Below are 20,358 nucleotides of genomic sequence, written 5' to 3' on the forward strand. Positions count from 1 at the left end.
ATGAGTCTTTTAAATTGGCAAAGTAGCAAGCAGTTTTCAATACCTTTAGCAGATAAACTACGTCCTAATACATTTGATACCATCTTTGGGCAAGAACATCTATTAAATAAAGAAGGTACAATTAACCGTATGCTTAAAAGCAGTAATATTCAAAGTATTATATTATGGGGTCCCCCAGGCGTTGGTAAAACTACTATAGCGCGTACTCTAGCTAGCCAAAGTGGTAGTCATTTTGAAATTGTATCAGCTGTTACGAGCGGACTTGCAGAGTTAAAAGAAATTTTTAATGCAGCTAATCAGCGCAAAAAACTTCAGCAAAAAACTCTACTCATGGTTGATGAAATCCATCGTTTCAATCGTACTCAACAAGATGCTTTTTTGCCGTATATTGAAGATGGTACCATTATTTTGATTGGAGCTACCACAGAGAATCCCTCTTTTGAATTAAATAGCGCCCTCCTTTCACGCTGTAAGGTTTTAGAAGTGCGGCGATTGTCTGATGAAGCATTAAAAAATATTATGGTAAGAGCAGAACAATTAATTAATCTCAAATTACCTTTAAATGAAGAGGCAAAAAATCTATTAATCAATATGGCTGATGGTGACGGTAGATATCTACTTAACATGTGTGAGGAACTTTTTGCAATAGGTAACCAGGAATTATTCACCTCCTTAAAACTACGGGAGTTTCTGCAAAAACGTACCCCTCTATATGATAAATCTAGAGATAGCCATTATAATTTAATTAGTGCATTACATAAATCTATACGTGGATCTGATGTAAATGCTAGCCTATACTGGCTAGGTGTACAATTTCAAGGGTTGATGGAAGAAAAAAAGAGTATATAATAAGAGCTAGGGATATATAGTAAATTAAGTTGATAAAGACATGATATATGATATATTAAAAAGCTCATAAACCCAAAACAGTAGAAGCAATGGCATATTCCTTAGATTTACGTAAAAAAGTAATTCACTATGTTAATAAAGGTTATACCAGAGAAGAAGCTGCAAGAATTTTTGGCATAGGTGAAAGAACAATTTATAGATGGTTATCGAGATCGAAATCCGGGAATTTAGCAGCCACACGAGCAGCTAAGCCATGGAAGAAGCTTGATCCAATCAAATTATTAAACGAGGTGTCTAAAAACAGCAATTGGCTATTATCTGATTTTGCAAAGGTTTTTAATGTGTCTACAGCTGCTATCTGTTTGGCATTCAAGACTTTGGGGATCACACGAAAAAAAAGACCACACTCTATCGTGAACGGGATGAAGCAAAACGGCAATTATTTTTGGCAGCTATCGCAAACTATAAAGCGGAAGATATAGTTTATATTGATGAGAGTGGAATTGATAGCTATTTGTACTATTCTTGGGGATACAGTCTCAGAGGAAGTAAAGTTTATGGTGATATCTCAGGTAAAAAACATGATTGAGAAAGCTTTATTGCAGGTAAGGTTGGGAAGAAAATTATTGCGCCAATGTGTTTCAAGGGCACATGTAATACAGAAGTTTTTAACGAGTGGGTTAGTCAGTGTTTGGTGCCCGAACTAAGATTTGGTCAAGTTGTAATACTTGATAATGCAACGTTCCATAAGTCAGCTAGAACTAGGAATTTAATAGAAGATATAGGCTGTAAACTTTTATTCTTACCACCTTACTCTCCTGATCTCAACCCAATTGAAAAATATTGGGCTCATTTAAAAGCTAAAATCAAACCTATCATTACTAATTTTAATAACCTTAGCGATGCTATTGATTATGGCTTCTCTATGCCATTCTCAACTTAATTGACTATAGTTAAATTCGGACAATTTTCTGTCAAGAGGTTTAAATCCTGAAATGTTACTTCCGTTTTAGATAAGTTTAATCTTGCTACTGAAGAAGGTAGTTTTATCTCAGAAACTTTACTAGAAATTACCTTCCAAAATCTATTTTCAAAATTTAAAACTTTAATATTAGGACAGTTCTTAAATATTTTATTTAAGTTATCTATTTCTATGATGTAAGAAAAAGAAAGATGATCGACATAACTACCTATTTCTTCCTCGGGATTCGCTAATATATATTCTAGTGTAATAGAATTGATATTACATTTTATCTTAATATCGCCTTTATTATTAAGTTCTTTGAGAAACTCTTTCTTTAAATTAGAAGAAAGAGCATTTAATAGCTGAACATCAATATTATACTCTTTGAGTTTTAATAGCTTTAAACTTTCCATAGGGCCAGCTATATAGATTTCATCTTTAGTGAACCCTAGTTTACCAGCATCTTCCTGAGTTTCCTTTTCTGATCTAAATTGAATAGAGGTAAGCTCTTCTACATTATGTATTTTTTTTAAATGACCATCGATATATCCATAAATTTCAAAACCCTTATTTTGTAATTCTCTATAAAGACTTAATTTTTTCTCCTTAATATCATTATAATAATTAGGTAAAACAAGAGTTGATAAGAACCAATCTCTTACCAATATCTTTTTTTGCGTAAAATGTTCTTCGGGAGCATTATTGATAAATATATCTCTTTTACCTTTAATAATTTGTTCTACGCTAATTTTTCCACTACTACTATCTTCCGTGTATTTCTCTTCAAATGCGCTAACTTTCGTATAATATAACTCATTCTTCATAAATATCTCCCTTAAAACACTTGGTAGTGTATTAACTTATAAATATTATAGCGATAATCGGTAAAGGAATTAATATATTTAAAAATGTAATATGTGTTATGTATTAATTTTTGTCAATAATTTTTTTTACATAAACGCTGTCACGCTTAGCAAAATTGCAGAAAAATATTCATGAAATATAATATTAAATTAGCCTCTCATATAATTTAATTATAAAATAATCTTTAAATTTATATCAAAAAAAGAAGTAATTATGGTAGCAACACTTAATCAAATCAAACGCAATGAAGAAGATGTAATAGATATTAAATTAGAAGTAAATGAAGACACTTTATATAATTCAAAACTCTATAAACGATTAGAGATAAAATTAGAAGGTATTAAAAAAGAAGATATTGATGTTATGTCTTGTTATTATTTAGCAAGAGCAATAGAAGAATACCTAAATAGTGCCAGTAACTTCCATACATAGCTTATCAGTTAAACCTTGATGCTTAGCTGAGTATAGAACTTTCTTACATAAAAAATCAATTCTTATAAATAATAAATTAAGTTATATTTGGGACGAGGAGCGATAGAGAGAAGCCTACAAATATAGTAGGAGAGCTTTGATCTATAGCAAAGGCAATTTAAATAATACGAGGCGCGAAGCGTAGAAATACTATTGTAGTCAATGAACAACAAAGTAATATTTAAATTGCCATAGCTATCCGCGTCCTGGATTCAAATCAATTTACTATAGTTCTACACACCTAATACACTTCAATATTACTATTTAATCCTGACAAATTTTGTTCATTTTCCCTAAGAGAATCATTAGGATTTAATGAAAAATTTTCTATCGCTTTAAATTCACTATCAATTTTAACATTCGGTCTATCCCTATCAGTATAATCTGCTAATTCAGTGCTATTGAGCATTTTATTTATAGATATAGTAATATTGTTAAGAGTCCCAGAATCAATTAATTGATCTATAATATTAGTATATTTTTGTATTTTTTCCTCAGTATAAGGCTTGAGATAAAGGTTATACTTCATCATCTCTTTATAAGCTTCCACTAAAGGAGTATTAATACAATGTTTTAATTCTAAAATTTGATGTGATATAGTCTTACATTGTTCTAAAAATATTTTATACTCATATAGATCTTCAAATCCTAGAATTTGAAAAAAATGATTATAATCAGATATTTTTTTTATACTTTCATAAGCTAACACACATTTAAGTTGTAGTGAATCATAGCAGTCTTGCTTTTTACCCAAAAAGTGCATATTTAATAAAACATTATAACTTAACTGTGCTTTTTGAAATTGCGTTGCTAATAAATCGATATCGACATTATATACGTATATTGGTTCACTTAACTGAGGTAATGATTCAAATGCAAATACGTTCACATTAGCATGCACTTTCTTATCATATATATGGTGTATAGTAATAGTATGGTTAGAATTTGCATGGCTTAATATCATATCTTGTCTTAAACGCTCAATTCTTATTTCACCTGGATTAATATTTTGAAATTTTACTATATTAATAACCTCATTTTCTTCGGATACTGGATACCATTTACTACCTCTCTTTTCCTGATTAGGATAGTAAGATTGATCACTCTGGAAATCTATAGTCTTATGGTTAAAAATTTCCTTATTCATTTGTTGAATTTCATCATAGTCAATTTTTTTACCAGAGTTTTTGATATAGTCAATTAAGTTGAGAATGGCATAGAGAAGCCATAATCAATAGCATCGCTAAGGTTATTAAAATTAGTAATGATAGGTTTGATTTTAGCTTTTAAATGAGCCCAATATTTTTCAATTGGGTTGAGATCAGGAGAGTAAGGTGGTAAGAATAAAAGTTTACAGCCTATATCTTCTATTAAATTCCTAGTTCTAGCTGACTTATGGAACGTTGCATTATCAAGTATTACAACTTGACCAAATCTTAGTTCGGGCACCAAACACTGACTAACCCACTCGTTAAAAACTTCTGTATTACATGTGCCCTTGAAACACATTGGCGCAATAATTTTCTTCCCAACCTTACCTGCAATAAAGCTTTCTCAATCATGTTTTTTACCTGAGATATCACCATAAACTTTACTTCCTCTGAGACTGTATCCCCAAGAATAGTACAAATAGCTATCAATTCCACTCTCATCAATATAAACTATATCTTCCGCTTTATAGTTTGCGATAGCTGCCAAAAATAATTGCCGTTTTGCTTCATCCCGTTCACGATAGAGTGTGGTCTTTTTTTTCGTGTGATCCCCAAAGTCTTGAATGCCAAACAGATAGCAGCTGTAGACACATTAAAAACCTTTGCAAAATCAGATAATAGCCAATTGCTGTTTTTAGACACCTCGTTTAATAATTTGATTGGATCAAGCTTCTTCCATGGCTTAGCTGCTCGTGTGGCTGCTAAATTCCCGGATTTCGATCTCGATAACCATCTATAAATTGTTCTTTCACCTATGCCAAAAATTCTTGCAGCTTCTTCTCTGGTATAACCTTTATTAACATAGTGAATTACTTTTTTACGTAAATCTAAGGAATATGCCATTGCTTCTACTGTTTTGGGTTTATGAGCTTTTTAATATATCATATATCATGTCTTTATCAACTTAATTTACTATAGCTACTGATGAAACACAATCTGCTACAGTCATTAGTTTGGTTAAAGACTCGAGTGAATTAACTACACGTAATCAAGATGGCCATACAGCGTTAGAGATACTACGAGACACTCAAAAACCTACATGGGGTAAATATCAAGAAGCAGAATTATTAAGAGCATGCGATAGAGGGCGTAGTAACAACTGTTCTATTATGTAATATTATCCATATTATATAATAAGCCTATTTATTTAGCAGGCCCCTCTTTATCTGGTTTTGAGGCGCTTCAGAGGGAGTTGCTGAAGGGGCAAGATTTCCTAATCTCTTATCAGATAAAGAATCTTGCTCCTTTATAACTTCATTACTGGTTTTGGTCAGGGAATTTTTTTCTTTGAGCTTATTTTTTAATTGATTCTTAAAATCTTTTACTAGAAATGTAGGATCAGTGAATTCTTTTGTTACCTTCTTTTCTGTATGTTTTTCTTTCTTCTTTGTATAATCCATTTTTTCTTTAGCCTTTTTTACTACCTTTTGTATTTCTTCCTGCCCCTTTTCTGTCTCTAGTTTCTTATTACAGCAGGTTCGTATTGAATCTAGATCACTTTTACCAGTTTCTTTTTGAGCTAAATCTTTTAAGCCTTCATTAATTTCTCTATCTAACCTAGCTCCCTTTAATTCTTTCTTATATATTTTTCTTTGTTTGTTTTCTTCCTCAGTTATACCTACTTTTTTCTCTTTTTGATCAAGATGGTCTACCATTAAGACTAAACGATCGATATATTGCTGCCTCTCGTGATTATCCTTTTCTAAAGTATGATTCATATATTCCTTCAACATAGGAGTAGATAATTCCTTACCTTCCTCTATTTCTTTACGAGCAAAATGAATTTTCTCTTTATAAGTATTATCCTTATAATAATCTAGCATATTTTTATTTAATAAGCTTTTGACTTCTTCTACTTCTTTTGCAGATAACTCTCTTGCACTTAACCCATTTATACCATGAATAGATACATAACCATTTTGTACCTCTCGCATATCATTTGCAATATTTTGTAATCTACTTTCTAAATTACTACCCTTAAGCAAAGGATTACTAGCTATTATAGAACTAGCTTGACTCAGTAAACTAGCTGCAGTATCATAATTACCTGCGATAGAAGCTGCGCGTGCTAATTCTAGTAATGACTTTACTTCTGCATATTTTCTTTCTTTATCCTGCTCTAATCTATGTTCTTTATTTCTAGATTCATTTTTATTAAGATCTGCTTCTCTTTTTTCTTTCTCTTGATTAGCTTTTGCTTGCAACTCTTGATTAATTTCACTAAAATTCTTTATTATCTTGAGAAGCTTACTTTCTAATTCTTGTTCAACATTAGTTTTTTCTTTTACTGCAGGCTTAGAAGAATTTTTTTCCTGATTATTATCATCATCTTGCATTAAGACTCCTGTTCATTATCAAAGCCATCATTCATTTGTTTAACTTTTAAACAAAATTCTTGTGCTTTATCTTGACTCCCAGCATAAGCATCTCTTAGCTTTTGATAATATTTTGATTTACCTATATTATATAAATTATCTACTTTATTATATTAACTATTAATTAATTAAAAATTAATTTCTAGTTTAAGAGCAATTAAACTACTTTATCCAATATTTCTGCAAGTTCATACATTATATTCTGTTTCTGATAAGGTTTTTTGATGTAGGTGATAATGCCAAGTGTGAATGCTCTTTCAATTTCGGCACTATCTGAAGAGCCCGTCTGGAGGATTACTGGGATTTTGGCAAGGTCTGGATCTTTTTTAATTTCAGCAAGTACATTCATTTTGCTATTAAAGATGAAGGAATTGGCGTTCCTGAAAATGAATTATATACCATCTTTGAGGCATTTGTCCAAAGCACTAAAACCAAAACCAGGGCAGGAGGAACTGGCCTTGGACTTGCGATATGTAAAGAAATTATTGAGGCGCATCATGGTGAAATTTGGGCAGAAAATAATGAAGGCTCGGGAGCTACTTTTAACTTTGTTATTCCAATATCGCAGGCCAAACAAATGGACGGCCATAAAATCATTGCAGAAAATAATGTCGAAATACCTACAAAACCTGCTACCCAAACTACTAAATCAGCTAACATTTTAATTATAGACGATGAAGAGGCCTGCTTAATGAGTATGGAATTACTGCTTTTTGGAAGTGGCTATAATCTCCATAAAGCAGTGGGAGGTTATGCGGGACTTGAATATTTGAAAGAACATTCTAAGGAAATAGATTTAATTTTGCTCGACTTAATGATGCCCGATATTTATGGCTTAAATGTACTTACTGAAATCAAGCAGGATCCAGACTTCGCTAAAATCCCAGTAATCCTCCAGACTGGCTCTTCAGATAATGCCGAAATTGAAAGAGCTTTTGAGCTTGGCATTGTCACCTACATCAAAAAACCCTACCAAAGACAGAATATAATGTACGAAATTGCAGAAGTTTTGGATAATTAAAATTTATAGTATATTTATTAAAAAGTCACAAAAAATCTAATATACTAATTATAATAGTTATTCAAACTACGTTTTGTTAAAAAACTATTGACTATTAATAAATATTTATAATATAAAATTATTAAAATACATTAACTACTTTTACTATTTATTAAAAATATAATTTCTAGGTATGTTCTATGAATAGAACTGATAATTATTTGTTTAAAGATTACAACTTTTTTATTTCTAAAAATGATTTATCCCTGCAATATGATACTTATTATGAAGGAGGAAACTCTTCTTTATATAATAAAAGATTTGGCCATAATAAAACTATTTATAAAGAAAAAGAATTGATTACCAATTCTTTTAAAAGAATTTATAATCGTAAGAAGCAAAAAGCTCAAAATAATAAAATTAAAATATTAGATTTTGGATGTGGAGATGGAAGATTATTTGAAATATTAGAAGATCTTGCTTTATCCTATACAAACAAGGAATATACTGTAGAATTAATAAATTATGATATTAGTTATCAAGCAATTAAACTTTTTGAAGATAAATTGCTAAATAATGATTTCTCTAGCTGTAATGAGGCTACCATTTCTAAGCAAGATATAATTACAAAAACATTCACTAAACAGAACTTATTAGTTAAACTAATTCATACTGATTCTTCTTGTGATAAAGCCATTCTTCAAGAATTACTAGGTAAAGATTTTGATATAATATTATGTATATTTGGAGTGCTTGCTCATATTCCAGGCAAGCAAAACAGAAGTGATACTTTAAAATTATTTAAATCTATTTCTAATGAAAATGCTGAATTAATTTTTACCATGCCTACTATTAAAAGTTTTTGGCGTGAATATCTAACTTATACTAAACTTAGAAAACAGTTAGAATGTGGCAGATTCTTGGAAAACCAGCAATCTTATAAAAGCCAAGTGTTAGCTTTGAGATTAGCTCAAGAAAAGGGTGATATATATTATTGTACAGGTTCTAAAACACAAATTATAAATAATTTTTTGCATATCTATTCCATAAATGAATTGGTAGAAGAATTAAAGGAGGTGGATTTACAAATATTAAAAACTCCTAAATTATTATCAATAAAGCACCCTTTTGAAATTTCCTCCAGCCCAAGTAAGTCTTTTATTGATGCTCTATTATCAGAAATATTTTCCTTATTCTGTATCCCTAACTCAGTTAAGATTTTTTTCGGAAAACATTTTTCAGTAGTAGCTATCAATAAAAATTAATTATTTATTTAATATTTTTTACTACTATAGTTATTAGTATTAATATATATACCTTAACTATAAAATGGTTAATAATGACTAAAAAAGTTCCTTCTATTACTAGACAATATCTCCAGTTGCTTGTTATTACTCCTGGAGTGTTTATACTTTTTTCTTTGGTATTGATATGGTTAAATTATTCTTCCTATAAATCTAATAAATATGCCCTTTATGTAGGGGAAGTGAATAAAATTTCTAGCTTTTTGGAAGAAAGCCTTAATTATGCTGCTAGTTTTGCTAAAGAAATAGGGCAAAGAATAGCAGATGAAAATAATTTAGATGGTAAGTCAATCGGAGACCTGCTTCTAAGGCTTAAAGCAAATATGCATGTGAAAGAAAGTGTATTAGCATTAACTCTCTTTGATTTTGTTACTCCTGAAGGGTATGTAATAGCTAACTCTACTAGAGGTAATATTCAAGAGCCTATTTTAGTTAAAAATAGTGATAGAAGCTGGGTGAATTTTGTTGAAAATGAGCCCTGGATTCTCCATATTTCTAAACCAGCAAAAGCAATCATCAGCAAAGATGAAATTTTTGTTGATGAGATTGTGCCTTTAGGATTTGGTATTACCAATCAAGAGGGTAAATTTTTAGGTACAGTTTCAACCGGACTAGAAATAGATAAATTAAATCAGAAGTTAAAAGAATTAATTGATAATTCCTATTTGAATTTTATCATTCTAGCAGATGATTATAGCTTAGTAACGAGTTCAGATAATATCTTACCTAAATATATACTACCAAAATCAATCGAAGCAGCTATAAAAGAGTTAAAATATTCAAAAGGTGAAACAGGGCTATTAACAACTCCTTTTGAATTCCGTGATGTATATTATTCCCATTATCAAGTAATGCCTAACTATCCATTTATCATAATTTTTGGAGAAAACATATTTTCATTTAAAAGAGACTTTGAAGAAAAAACTGCTCCTGCCATAATACAATCAATAATTTTAATAGGTATACTTCTTATATTATTTATATATTTTAGAAATAAATTTCTTTTACCTATAGTAGATTTAGCAAATATTGCAGAGGAAATTGTAGATAATAAATCAACTATTTCCTTTTCTGCTAATCTTCATTCTTCCTATGAAATAGAGCTTTTAGCTACGCAGTTAGAAAAGCTTTTTATCTATACCAAAGAATTAAATAATACTAGAAACGACCTTCAACAAGCTTATGAAAAAATTAATACCCATAATACTAATTTAGAACAAAAAGTAGAGGAACGCACTGCAGAACTGCAGCAAGCACTCGCGGCTAAGACAGAGTTCCTCAATAACATGAGTCATGAGATTAGAACGCCGATGCAAGGGTTCACTGCGATTTCAACTTCCCTCGTTGAGCATTGGCAAGAGTTTAACGATGAACGAAAATATGAGTTAGCAGATAAAATTGCAAGCAATGCCAAAAGATTGTCTTCACTTCTTAACCATCTCCTTGATCTTTCTAAGTTCCAAGCAGGAAAGATGAGGCTTAGTTTAGAAAAAATAGATTTAAACTTGATTATCACGGAAATGATTGACGAAGCTCAAACCCTATATATCAATGGTAAGCAGCTCCAAATTAATTTCACTCCTTTAAAAGACGCCTTTATCCTGGCGGACAAAGAAAGAATAGGCCAAGTTTTACGTAATTTATTTGTCAATAGCATCAAATTTAGCCCAAATAATTCTACCATCACTGTTTCGCTAAAGCTTTCTGAAATCACCTATGATGATCAAAATAAATCTGAAGCTTATCATTTTGCCATTAAAGATGAAGGGGTAGGCGTTCCTGAAAATGAATTATATACTATCTTTGAGGTCTTTGTTCAAAGCAGCAAAACTAAAACCAGGGCAGGAGGCACGGGTCTTGGCCTTGCTATCTGTAAAGAAATTATCGACGCGCATCATGGTGAAATTTGGGCAGAAAATAACCAAGACCAAGGTGCAACTTTTAACTTTGTTATTCCAATATCGCAGGCCAAACAAATGGATGGCCATAAAATCATTGCAGAAAATAATGTCGAAATACCTACAAAACCTGCTCCTCAAACTACTAAATCAGCTAATATTTTAATAATAGATGATGAAGATGCCTGCTTAATGAGTATGGAATTACTACTTTTTGGAAGTGGCTATAATCTCCATAAAGCAGCGGGAGGTTATGCTGGCCTTGAATATCTGAAAGAACATTCTAAGGAAATAGATTTAATTTTACTCGACTTAATGATGCCCGATATTTATGGCTTAAATGTACTCGCTGAGATCAAGCAGAACCCAGAGCTTGCCAAAATCCCAGTCATTCTTCAAACTGGCTCTTCCGATAGTGCCGAAATTGAAAGAGCATTCACACTTGGCATTGTCACCTACATCAAAAAACCTTATCAGAAACAAGCTATCATGGCTGAATTAGAACGAGTATTGTCAGAAAGCACATAGATAAGTTTTTTGTGAGTATTTTTAAATTGTAATTATAAAGAAATTATTGACTATTAATAAATATTTATAATATAAAAAATGTTAAAATATATTAATATATTTTAATGTTTCGCTTTTATTACGGATAATATCCAAAATGGTCAAAATTCTGGCTATAGAAAGTCTATATGAATCTATGTTATATTCATTCAAAATGATTATACTAATTTATGTAGCTGTAGTAATTAATATAGATTGTGATAATATCTTTATATAATTGAATTCACGAGGGAGTAATGTATTTCATATTATGGATAGAGAAGACTTTTATAAAATAATGCAAGGTAAGGGTACAACTGCATTATGAGAGGTACTTAAATACTGAAAAGTTATTGCTTTGTCAAAAACCATTTGAAAAATTATGTAATCAAGATGAATTAATGTTTCAAATAGTTCATCAAGTAGAAGAATTATGGATGAAACTTATTAATTATACACTTTTTGATATAAATGAATATATAAAATTAAATAATACCAATCGTATTACTACTTTATTTAAAAGAGTGCATAAGACGCAACAACTTATGATTGAGCAGTTATCTGTATTAGAAACTATGTCTCCTAAGGAATATCAAAAAATTAGGATAGGACTTGGTAAAGGTAGTGGGATGGAGTCGCCAGGTTTTAGAACTATTTTTAAAATAGCTAATTTGTTATGGGAAAGTTTCCTTTTACACTATTTGAATAATGATTTAAATAATATAGAAAAAATCTATGATTCAGAATATTCACACAATGATAGTTATCTTGTTGCAGAATTATTAGTAGAGTTTGATGAATTATTTCAAATATTTTTATATAAGCATATGAAGCTTGTGGAACGCTCTATAGGGATAAAATCTAGGTCATTAAAAGGAGTGTCTATAGAAATTTTAAATAAAGGAATACAACGTCAATTTTTCCCTCATCTATGGCAAATTAGGAGTGATATGGCAAATGCAGCTACCCAACAATAATAGTGATAATAACTTTCCTAATCATTATCATCAAAATGAGAGTAATACTGCACATCAGTATGACAGATATTATATGGGAAAAGATGATTCTATCTACAATAAAAGATTTGGCACAAATAAGGTAATACCTAGAGAATATTTTGTAATATATAATTCTTTCAAAAGAATTTATCACCGCCTATTTACTCTTCAGCCAAAAATATTTACTAAATCTATTAGAATTTTGGATTTTGGATGTGGTAATGGAAGACTTTTTTCCTCTATTTATAGAATCGCAAAACAATATATTAATGTATCTATTGAGTTAATTGCATATGATATAAGCTTAGTAGGTTTAAAGGATTTTATAGAAATTATAGAATACGAAGGATTTATCCTGGATAAGGGTCGTATTGATGAGAATAAAAAAAATATTTTAGGATATTGGAACAAAAATAATCTTACTATACAAGTTATTCATGGTAATTCTGAAGAGAATTTATCTAATATAAATACACTAATAGAAAAGCCTATAAATTTAGCTTTAAGTATATTTACAGTCCTAGGCCATATTCCTAAACGCCAAAATAGACAAAACTTGCTTAAAGATATAGGCAAGATGTTAAGTAGCGAAGGAGAGTTTATTATTAATGTATCTACCAAAATCTCGCTTTTGGAAGAATCTATAGCTTATGATATTTTAAGAAAACAATATAAACTTTTCTTAAAATATGGATCAATAGAAATGGCAGAAAAATTATCAGCTGTTTTAAAATTAGCTACTGAACCTGGAGATTTATATTTTGCTAAATATGATCAGTATAATTTTATTTACACTTATGGTCATGTATATAGTAAAAATGAATTAATTGAAGATATTATCAATGCTGATTTAAAAATCGTTGATAATGTAAAAGTAATGTCAGTAGAGCAACCTTATATTATATCAAAAAATAAGACAAAAAAATATTTAGATACTCTGCTATCATTGTTCTTATCAATGAATCTACCTTTTGGTCTTTTTAAAAAATCTGATAAGGTTCTAAGTATATCTATAGCAGCAATAATTTAACTTCTATAATTAACAAAATTTTCTTAATAAATGTTAGTAAAAAATTAAAATAATAAAATATTTCATAATTAATAATATTTTAAAATTTTATATATATTATATCTCTTATACTTAGTAACATAACTTAACTTTTTTGGTATATTCAAAATGAGAAAAGATTTCTCTTTATACAAACAGTATATTTATTTAGTAGTAATTATACCTTTATTAATTTTAATCTTAACTATATTAGTGAGTTTTATAACTTACGAATTTGTCAAAAGAGATAGAAAATTTATATATTTTAATGAACTGACAAAAATTACCTCTGTTGTAGAAAGTAATTTTAATTATATTGAAAAATTTGCTAGGGTTATGGGGGATAAAATCATTAAGCGACATGATTATACTCCTGAAGGCGTAGGTAAAATTTTAAAAAGGTCATTTTTAATAGCTAAAATAGGCCAAGATATATCAACCTTAACAAATTTTGATTTTGTAACTTTAGACGGAAAAGTTATAGCTAATGCTACTGAAGGAGCTCTTGATAGTTTTCCCACAGTCAAAAAAGAAGAGAGATTATGGATGAATCTTGCACCATTAAAGCCATGGACACTCATTATTGATCCTAAAGTTGGAAAAGGAATAGTAGGTAAAGATCAAATAGTAGATTATGGAATTCCTGCAGGTTTAGGTATAACTAATGAGGAAGGAAAGCCTGTAGGAATTATCTCGGCAGGAATAGATATAGAAAAACTGGTCAATAAAATTAAGGAAAACTTTAATGCTAACAGTATTCGTTTTTTACTATTTAACGACAATTTTGATTTGATAGCCCAATCCAATGCTAACGCTATATTAATAGATAAAAATTTATTGAAAAAATTGATTCCTCTTACTCCTAGTATGGGTATCTTAAATAAAAAAATACAATATAATGGTACAGAATATTTTGTATATCAACGTATGAATGACTATCCTTTTATAATTTTAGTAGGAGAAGATGATTATATACTTAGTAAATTATTTAGAGAAAGAGTAATTCTACCAGCTATATTTAGTTTTATGATTTGCTTATTGCTATTTATTTTATTCCTATTTTTTAGAAATAAATTAATTATCCCTATTAAAATGCTATCAGACATGGCAAGATTTATTCCAGAAGGTAAAAATAAGGTACTAATTCCTGAAAAATATAATTCTTTAGAAATTTCTAATCTTGCTTACCAAATTCAGAAAATAAGTACTTATACTAATGAAATAAATAATATAAGAGCTAAACTTGAAGATACTAAAGAAGAATTACAAAAGACTAATAAATCCTTAGAGCAAAATACTGTAGAACTCAAGCAAGCACTAGCAGCCAAGACAGAGTTCTTAAATAACATGAGTCATGAGATTAGGACGCCAATGCAAGGGTTTACTGTGATTTCAACTTCCCTCGTTGAGCATTGGCAAGAGTTTAACGATGAACGAAAATATGAGTTAGCAGATAAAATTGCAAGCAATGCCAAAAGATTGTCTTCACTTCTTAGCCATCTCCTTGATCTTTCTAAGTTCCAAGCAGGAAAGATGAGGCTTAGTTTAGAGAAAATAGATTTAAACTTGATTATCACGGAAATGATTGAAGAGGCTAAAACTTTATATATTAATGGCAAGCAGCTCCAAATTAATTTCACTCCTTTAAAAGAAGCATTTATCCTAGCAGACAAAGAAAGAATAGGCCAAGTTCTTCGTAATTTATTTGTCAATAGCATCAAATTCAGTCCAAATAATTCTACCATCACTGTTTCGCTAGAGCTTTCTGAAATTACTTATGATGATCAAAATAAAAGTGAAGCTTATCATTTTTCAATTAAAGATGAAGGGGTTGGCGTTCCTGAAAATGAATTATATACCATCTTTGAGGTCTTTGTTCAAAGCAGTAAGACCAAAATAAAAGCAGGAGGCACGGGTCTTGGCCTTGCTATCTGTAAAGAAATTATCGACGCGCATCATGGTGAAATTTGGGCAGAAAATAATGAAGATAAGGGCGCGACTTTTAACTTTGTTGTTCCAATATCGCAGGCCAAACAGATGGACGGCCATAAAATCATTGCCGAAAATAATGTAGCAATTACCACAAAACCTGCTATTCAAACTACTAAATCAGCTAACATTTTAATTATAGACGATGAAGAGGCCTGCTTAATGAGTATGGAATTACTGCTTTTTGGAAGTGGCTATAATCTCCATAAAGCAGTGGGAGGTTATGCGGGACTTGAATATTTGAAAGAACATTCTAAGGAAATAGATTTAATTTTGCTCGACTTAATGATGCCCGATATTTATGGCTTAAATGTACTCGCTGAAATCAAGCAGGATCCAGCACTTAGAAAAATTCCAGTTATTTTACAGACTGGCTCTTCAGATAATGCCGAAATTGAAAGAGCATTCACACTTGGCATTTTTACCTATATCAAAAAACCTTATCAGAAACAGAATGTCATAGCTGAGCTTGCACAAGCTTTAAAGGTAAAACATGGCGCTTGATTTTATATCTTAAAAATATATTTTTATATTAATGAATAAAGTGTATTTTTAATTTAAATATTTATTTTGAAGCTTTTTATCCAGGAATAGAGTAATTTTACCTTATCTCAAAATCATCACTTAATTTGCCGGTTTGTAAATCTAATTTATAACCTCTGCGACTATAAGCATACCATTGACTAGTATCAAGATTTGCTCCTACACTTACAAATGGTTTATTATACAGATTTTTGGTTATAGTAAGTGTCAAGTTGTTAAAAATAATTTCTAAATTCAGCAATAAGTAAACCTGAATATCTACCTAATTTTTCTTAATTTTGTAGCAATATTTTTTTAAAATGGATTAAAAAAGATTTACTTGTTTAATTGTAACAAACAATATAAAAAACCACCTAATATTTAAACTGCTGTTAATAAAATAGTATACTTTTCTACAGTATTTATTTTAAATATGCATACTCTATATCTCATTTAAAGAAAACTTATATTTTTTATTATAAAGTAATAATTCTATGATTAAATATGAAAATATTTATGTAAGGTTGCCCTTACTCGAATATGTAGCCAATTTAATGTATAAAACAAATTTAGAAAATATACATATTATAGCTTGCCAACATGTTTTGCCTTCAACTCATTTAATGTTACGTTCAATGTTTGATTTAGGGCTTAAACCAGAAAATTGCGCAGTGATAGGTAAATGCTATTCTACCTCTAATTTAGTTATAAAGCATATGAGGCAAGAAGGAATATATGTAGATAATTCAAGTAATTATTTTGATAGCCACCTCTCATTTGATGAACAATTCCAACATAATATACATCATTTTTTACGTGAACAAATTACTCGCATGAATCTTGGTAAGAATGATAAAGTAATTATTATGGATGATGGAGGAGAATTGCTGCTAGCTGCTAATAATTTATTATCAGAATATTCGAATATCTATGGTGTAGAACAGACTTCTTCTGGATATAACAAATTAAAAAATAAGGAATTACACTTTCCAGTAATGAATGTAGCACGTTCTAAAGCAAAACTGAATATAGAATCTCCAATGATTATTGAATCTTCACTTAATCAACTAACTAATCATCTTAATGAATTAAAATTATTTCCTACCACTTGCCTTATAGTAGGTAATGGGATACTCGGTAGCTGTTTATCTAAGTCCTTATCTCTTAAATATAAGGTAAAATGCTATGACACTATTACAACATTAAGTGATTTAGAACCAACCGAATTAAATTTATCAGATTATGACTTAATTATAGGTACCACTGGAGAAGTAGCTATTTCTAGTTCTATATATCATCTTCTTAAAAAAGGAGTAATATTAGCTAGTATTTCTTCTTCTGATAGAGAATTTGACGCTGTTCACTTGCGTAAACTGCTTCAACCAACCAATAATTGCCATAATAATGTTATAGTAAATAATATGTATTTACTGAATTCCGGCTTTCCCATTAATTTTTATGCTACTGAGAAAGATAACATACCTTTACATAACATCCAGCTTACTTTTGCATTATTACTAGCTGGGGTATGTCAAGTTCTTAATAATGATAATCTAGGTTTTGTTAGACTAGAAGAAAGTTTGCAAAATAATATTACAAAAAAATATATAAAATTAAACAATAGGTAATAAATGACAGATATAATTGATAAAATAATAACCAAGGAAGAAAAATTAACTAGATTGGTAAAATCCGTGTTAAATAATGCTTTATATAAAAATGAATTGAATCAACTAGCTCAAGCAGTTAACATAACTGAAGAGGAAATAATTCAAACTTTCCTCGATTATAATCTTGATATTTTTTCACATGGTAATGAAATATATGACCAACCTGCAATAAGAATGGTATTACATATTCATAATTTGTTAGAAGGAAGTTGGCATATAGCAAGACAAGAGCAGGTAATAGAATTTATCCAAATAGCAAATCCCAGTACTATAATAGATCTAGGTTTTGGTGTGCCTTCCAAATATGTAAGAAAAACTTTACAAGATAAATCAGCAAAGATAACGCTTTGTGATATAGCTACTCCTGCTATTACTTTTGCCGAACAATTATTAACTATTTGGGATCAAAATTGGCAAAGTACTGTTGAATTTAAACAGGGAGATATGGAAAATACTCATGATTTTGTTGGGTTGTATGATTTATATATATTTCAGGATTCTATAGAACACGTATATAATCCAACATCGTGCTTAAAAAAGTATATAGAGCTATCTAATCCCAAAACTAAATTTCTATTAACTTTACCTATATGCTCCCTCATTCCTATGCATAATATAGCATGGCTTGATATTGAAAGTGCAAATAAATGGTTAAAATCCTGTGGACTTTCTGTGGAGAATTATTCAGAAATTTATACTAATCCCCAAATAGATTTATTTAGTGATTCTTTTGAGTCTCCACTTCTAAATTATATAATATTATGTAATAAAGTGTAAAATTTATGTATTCTATAAATATATATAACTTTGCTAAAAAATTATTTAAAAATCTTCATAAAAGAATGGTTTATAATACCAAGGAAGCAGAGCCATATTTATTTAGCTTTGGCATAGTATTATTTATTGGCTTTTTAGGTTTTTATTTTTTTAACAATTTTATTGCTGTGCCTGAAGGATATGATAGTTTATTCATGAGATGTATAGTTGGGCTACTGGCGCTTCCATTTATCTTAAAAATACATTTCTTATCTAAATTTAAAACTTTTTTACCAATATATTTTCATGTCACCCTATTATATTGTTTACCATTTTTTTTCTCCTATCTACTATTTAAAAACCCTAATTCATATGTGTGGGTAGTTAATGGGTTGCTTGGGTTAGTAATATTAAACTTATTTGTGGATTGGTTATCATATTCTATATTGGTATTTCTAGGCGTAGGTCTTGGGTGGATTTGTTTTATTAATACAACTTATAATCATGATTTACCCCCACATATGGTAGGGGTGCTAGCAAGTTATCTAGCACCTATGATATATTTTGTTTTATTTTCTTATAAGAAATCTGCTATTTACAATGAACAAAAATTTCGATTAGAAGTTACCAAAGAACTTAAAGATCAACTGGAACAAAAAGTAGAGGAACGCACTCTCGAGCTTCAGCAAGCACTAGCCGCCAAGACAGAGTTCCTCAATAACATGAGTCATGAGATTAGGACGCCAATGCAAGGGTTTACTAGCTTATCTGAAGGGTTAGTAGAACATTGGCAAGTTTTGGAAGAGCAAAAAAAATATGAGTTAGCAGATAAAATTGCAAGCAATGCCAAAAGATTGTCTTCACTTCTCAGCCATCTCCTTGATCTTTCTAAGTTCCAAGCAGGAAAGATGAGGCTTAGTTTAGAGAAAATAGATTTAAACTTGATTATCACGGAAATGATTGAAGAGGCCAAAACTTTATATATTAATGGCAAGCAGCTGCAAATTAATTTCACTCCTTTAAAAGATGCCTTTATCCTAGCGGACAAAGAAAGAATTGGGCAGGTGCTTCGTAATTTATTTGTTAATAGCATCAAATTCAGCCCAAATAATTCTACCATCACTGTTTCGCTAGAGCTTTCTGAAATTACCTATGATGACCAAAATAAATCTGAAGCTTATCATTTTGCTATTAAAGATGAAGGAATTGGCGTTCCTGAAAATGAATTATATACTATCTTTGAGGTCTTTGTTCAAAGCAGTAAGACCAAAACAAAAGCAGGAGGAACCGGCCTTGGACTTGCGATATGCAAAGAAATTATCGAAGCTCATCATGGTGAAATTTGGGCAGAAAATAACCAAGACCAAGGTGCAACTTTTAATTTTGTTGTTCCAATATCGCAGGCCAAACAGGTGGATGGCCATAAAATTATTGCAGAAAATAATGTCGAAATACCTACAAAACCTACCACTCAAACTACTAAAACTACTAACATTTTAATAATAGATGATGAAGATGCCTGCCTAATGAGTATGGAATTACTGCTTTTTGGAAGTGGTTATAATCTCCATAAAGCAGCGGGAGGTTATGCTGGCCTTGAGTATTTAAAAGAACATTTTAAGGAAATAGATTTAATTTTACTTGATTTAATGATGCCAGATATTTATGGCTTAAATGTACTCGCTGAAATCAAGCAGGATCCAGCACTTAGAAAAATTCCAGTTATTTTACAGACTGGCTCTTCAGATAATGCCGAAATTGAAAGAGCATTCACACTTGGCATTTTTACCTATATCAAAAAACCTTATCAGAAACAGAATGTCATAGCTGAGCTTGCACAAGCTTTAAAGGTAAAACATGGCGCTTGATTTTATATCTTAAAAATATATTTTT

The 20,358-nt window shown here is 30.1% G+C and carries 19 protein-coding genes; 13 read left to right on the plus strand and 6 right to left on the minus strand.

Annotated features, from left to right (window positions below; translation table 11 throughout):
* The 3 genes from rarA_2 to NOVO_07710 all read left to right on the plus strand — a co-directional run bounded on the left by rarA_2 (position 1) and on the right by NOVO_07710 (position 1,792).
* Positions 1-849, plus strand: a complete 849-nt coding sequence (gene rarA_2, locus NOVO_07700) for a Replication-associated recombination protein A (GenBank protein AIL65876.1) — start codon at positions 1-3, stop codon at positions 847-849.
* A gap of 89 nt (positions 850-938) precedes the next feature.
* Positions 939-1,331 carry a Transposase gene (locus NOVO_07705; GenBank protein ID AIL65877.1) on the plus strand — a complete coding sequence of 131 codons (393 nt, stop codon included), beginning with the start codon at positions 939-941 and terminating at the stop codon, positions 1,329-1,331.
* 152 nt (positions 1,332-1,483) lie between these two features.
* Positions 1,484-1,792 carry a hypothetical protein gene (locus NOVO_07710; GenBank protein ID AIL65878.1) on the plus strand — a complete coding sequence of 103 codons (309 nt, stop codon included), beginning with the start codon at positions 1,484-1,486 and terminating at the stop codon, positions 1,790-1,792.
* On the opposite strand, the gene NOVO_07715 is transcribed toward NOVO_07710, so the two are convergent.
* A complete protein-coding gene (locus NOVO_07715; protein ID AIL65879.1) occupies positions 1,789-2,637 on the minus strand; it encodes a hypothetical protein in 849 nt (282 codons plus the stop codon). The two genes, NOVO_07710 and NOVO_07715, sit on opposite strands and share 4 nt — an antisense overlap.
* Before the next feature lie 253 nt (positions 2,638-2,890).
* Here NOVO_07715 and NOVO_07720 point away from each other — a divergent pair, with 253 nt between their 5' ends.
* On the plus strand, positions 2,891-3,109 hold the full coding sequence (locus NOVO_07720) for a hypothetical protein (protein ID AIL65880.1): 219 nt from the start codon (positions 2,891-2,893) through the stop codon (positions 3,107-3,109).
* A 280-nt stretch (positions 3,110-3,389) separates the two neighbouring features.
* On the opposite strand, the gene NOVO_07725 is transcribed toward NOVO_07720, so the two are convergent.
* The 5 genes from NOVO_07725 to NOVO_07745 form a co-directional block, all read right to left on the minus strand.
* A complete protein-coding gene (locus NOVO_07725) occupies positions 3,390-4,295 on the minus strand; it encodes a hypothetical protein (GenBank protein AIL65881.1) in 906 nt (301 codons plus the stop codon).
* A gap of 53 nt (positions 4,296-4,348) precedes the next feature.
* Positions 4,349-4,657 (minus strand): hypothetical protein, encoded by a 309-nt coding sequence (locus NOVO_07730; GenBank protein AIL65882.1) that lies wholly within the window; start codon positions 4,655-4,657, stop codon positions 4,349-4,351.
* Positions 4,658-4,809: 152 nt separating this feature from the next.
* Positions 4,810-5,202 carry a Transposase gene (locus tag NOVO_07735; protein ID AIL65883.1) on the minus strand — a complete coding sequence of 131 codons (393 nt, stop codon included), beginning with the start codon at positions 5,200-5,202 and terminating at the stop codon, positions 4,810-4,812.
* Between the two features lie 296 nt (positions 5,203-5,498).
* Entirely contained in the window at positions 5,499-6,695 is a 1,197-nt protein-coding gene (locus NOVO_07740) for a hypothetical protein (protein ID AIL65884.1), read from the minus strand.
* Positions 6,696-6,891: 196 nt separating this feature from the next.
* The gene (locus NOVO_07745) at positions 6,892-7,083 is read right to left on the minus strand and encodes a hypothetical protein (protein ID AIL65885.1); all 192 of its coding nucleotides are present in this window, start codon (positions 7,081-7,083) and stop codon (positions 6,892-6,894) included.
* Here NOVO_07745 and NOVO_07750 point away from each other — a divergent pair.
* The 9 genes from NOVO_07750 to NOVO_07795 all read left to right on the plus strand — a co-directional run bounded on the left by NOVO_07750 (position 7,021) and on the right by NOVO_07795 (position 20,333).
* Complete coding sequence (locus NOVO_07750; GenBank protein ID AIL65886.2) at positions 7,021-7,755, plus strand: hypothetical protein; 735 nt, start codon at positions 7,021-7,023, stop codon at positions 7,753-7,755. The genes NOVO_07745 and NOVO_07750 overlap by 63 nt on opposite strands.
* Before the next feature lie 179 nt (positions 7,756-7,934).
* The gene (locus NOVO_07755) at positions 7,935-8,999 is read left to right on the plus strand and encodes a Methyltransferase domain protein (protein ID AIL65887.1); all 1,065 of its coding nucleotides are present in this window, start codon (positions 7,935-7,937) and stop codon (positions 8,997-8,999) included.
* Between the two features lie 74 nt (positions 9,000-9,073).
* A complete protein-coding gene (locus NOVO_07760; protein AIL65888.1) occupies positions 9,074-11,464 on the plus strand; it encodes a Sensor histidine kinase in 2,391 nt (796 codons plus the stop codon).
* A 419-nt stretch (positions 11,465-11,883) separates the two neighbouring features.
* Positions 11,884-12,459, plus strand: coding sequence for a tryptophan 2,3-dioxygenase (locus NOVO_07770; GenBank protein ID AIL65889.1), 576 nt, complete (start codon positions 11,884-11,886; stop codon positions 12,457-12,459).
* Positions 12,440-13,510 (plus strand): hypothetical protein, encoded by a 1,071-nt coding sequence (locus NOVO_07775; protein ID AIL65890.1) that lies wholly within the window; start codon positions 12,440-12,442, stop codon positions 13,508-13,510. Before NOVO_07770 ends, NOVO_07775 begins: the two co-directional genes overlap by 20 nt.
* 147 nt (positions 13,511-13,657) lie before the next feature.
* Entirely contained in the window at positions 13,658-16,021 is a 2,364-nt protein-coding gene (locus tag NOVO_07780; GenBank protein ID AIL65891.1) for a Sensor histidine kinase, read from the plus strand.
* A gap of 512 nt (positions 16,022-16,533) precedes the next feature.
* Positions 16,534-17,667, plus strand: a complete 1,134-nt coding sequence (locus NOVO_07785; GenBank protein ID AIL65892.1) for an S-adenosyl-L-homocysteine hydrolase — start codon at positions 16,534-16,536, stop codon at positions 17,665-17,667.
* A gap of 3 nt (positions 17,668-17,670) precedes the next feature.
* Complete coding sequence (locus NOVO_07790) at positions 17,671-18,486, plus strand: hypothetical protein (protein ID AIL65893.1); 816 nt, start codon at positions 17,671-17,673, stop codon at positions 18,484-18,486.
* A 5-nt stretch (positions 18,487-18,491) separates the two neighbouring features.
* Positions 18,492-20,333 (plus strand): Sensor histidine kinase, encoded by a 1,842-nt coding sequence (locus NOVO_07795; protein ID AIL65894.1) that lies wholly within the window; start codon positions 18,492-18,494, stop codon positions 20,331-20,333.
* Positions 20,334-20,358: the final 25 nt, after the last annotated feature.

The sequence above is a fragment of the Rickettsiales bacterium Ac37b genome (genome assembly GCA_000746585.2).
GTDB lineage: Bacteria > Pseudomonadota > Alphaproteobacteria > Rickettsiales > Arcanibacteraceae > Ac37b.